Here is a 2,015-nt window from a genome sequence, read left to right on the forward strand (position 1 = left end):
GTAACGCGGGTGCGCTGGCTCGACATGTGCGCTGGTCCCGGCGGCAAGGCCGGGCTGCTCGCCGCGTTGGCGCGAGCCGACGGAGCGGACCTGGTCGCCAACGAAATCGCGCCGCACCGCGCCGATCTGGTCCGCCAGACCTTGCGGCCGCTCATGGAGTCCGCTCCGGCCGACGGCCCGCAGGTCACCGTGCGGGTCGGGGACGGGCGCGAGATCGGGGCAGACGACCCCGCGGCATACGTGCGGGTGCTGGTGGATGCGCCGTGCACTGGGCTGGGGGCGCTGCGGCGGCGGCCGGAGGCGCGCTGGCGGCGCTCACCGAGCGATCTGGCGACGCTGGGTGGGCTGCAACGCCAACTGCTCATCAGCGCGCTGGACGCTGTTGCCCCGGGGGGCGTGGTCGCCTATGCCACGTGCAGTCCGCATCTGGCGGAGACGAGCTTTGTCGTCAGCGACGTGCTCAAGAAGCGACCGGACATCGAGCAACTCGATGCCCGCTCGATCGTCGAGGAGGTGGCGCCCGAATGGGCCGGCACCCTCGGGCAGGGGCCGGGCGTCCAGCTCTGGCCGCACCGCCACGATACGGACGGAATGTTCCTCGCTTTGCTGCGCAAGCACCCCACTGCTTGACTTGACCGCAACGAGGGCGCCGTCCCCGCGGAAACGAGAGCGTCCGCGGGTCCGGCGCCCTCGCTAGGCTTGTGGCCGTGTTGATCTCGCCGAGCATCCTGTCCGCCGACTTCGCCAACCTGCAGGCCGAACTCGCGCGGATCGCCACCGCGGACTGGGCGCATGTCGATGTCATGGACGGACACTTCGTCCCCAACCTGACGCTGGGGCTGCCGGTCGTCGAGCGCCTGGTCCAGGTCAGCCCGGTCCCCATCGACGCTCACCTGATGATCGAGGATCCGGACCGCTGGGCGCCGGTCTATGCTGAACTGGGCGCCAAGTCGGTCACCTTCCACATCGAGGCGGCGCGCGATCCGCGGATGCTCGCTCGCACGCTGCGGGCCGAGGGTGCGCGCGCGTCGATGGCATTGAAGCCGGCGACGCAGTGGGCGCCCTACGAGGAGTTGCTGCCCGACCTTGACATGGTGCTGGTGATGACGGTCGAGCCGGGCTTCGGCGGGCAGAGTTTCATGGCCGATCAATTGCCGAAGGTGCGCGCCGTTCGCGATTCGGTGCGCCGCCATGGCGGCGAGGTGTGGATCCAGGTCGACGGGGGAGTCTCGGCGGCGACGATCGAGCAGTGCGCGGAGGCTGGTGCAGATGTCTTCGTGGCCGGGACCGCGGTCTATAACGCCGATGACGCGGCGGCAAATATCGAGCGGCTCCGTGTGTTGGCCGCCGAGCACGCCCACTGAGCCATTCCCGTATGCCCGCTCACGCGCCCCCGGCTGGTCACTCACCCGGGCACGTCGAAAAGCCCTCTCTCCGAGCGGAAGTCGGGGATACGGCATACGTCTCGTCGACGCGACTGACGGGCGGACTGGACGAGGGTGAGGTGCTGCGCGGCGTCGATTTCGACGACTGCACATTCGCGGGGAATGTGCTCGTGGGTGCGCAGCTGGTGGGCTGCACCTTCACGAAATGCACCTTCACCGGGGTGGGCCTGAGCCGCGCGGATATGACCGACTCGCGGTTCGCGGAGTGTGCGTTCAACGAGAGCCGGTTGCTGGGGGTGAACTTCGCGCTCGGGCATACGGGCACGTTGAGCGCGCCATTCCGGTTCGAGCGGTGCCGGCTCGACTACGCGTCTTTCCGGGGGCTGGATGTCACGGGCTCGGTGTGGCGCGATTGCTCTTTCGGGCGCCGGGGCTCGACGCACCGGTGCGCTGCCACCCCGCCACCGGCGCCGTCCTCGACGGTGCCATCGCCAAAGGATTCACCCGCGCCACGACCCGCACCGTCACCGGCAACGACAGCTACCCGCGCTACCGGATCCCCGAACCCATGGCCTGGCTCGTCCGGTTCCGCGACCGGCAATGCCGCTTCCCCGGCTGCGCGATCAGCCT

Annotated in this window: 1 protein-coding gene and 2 pseudogenes; all 3 read left to right on the forward strand. The window is 69.6% G+C overall.

The window, feature by feature from the left end; translation table 11 throughout:
- Nucleotides 1-630: pseudogene (locus tag PKH97_RS16200) on the forward strand (rRNA small subunit methyltransferase B); the annotation flags it as partial.
- Nucleotides 631-707: 77 nt separating this feature from the next.
- A complete protein-coding gene (gene rpe, locus PKH97_RS16205) occupies nt 708-1,364 on the forward strand; it encodes a ribulose-phosphate 3-epimerase (RefSeq protein WP_324388640.1) in 657 nt (218 codons plus the stop codon).
- A 424-nt stretch (nt 1,365-1,788) separates the two neighbouring features.
- Nucleotides 1,789-2,015, forward strand: a pseudogene (locus PKH97_RS16210) (hypothetical protein); the annotation flags it as partial.

The sequence above is a fragment of the Nostocoides sp. genome, from assembly GCF_035343835.1.
In the GTDB taxonomy this organism is placed as follows: Bacteria; Actinomycetota; Actinomycetes; order Actinomycetales; family Dermatophilaceae; genus Nostocoides_A; species Nostocoides_A vanveenii.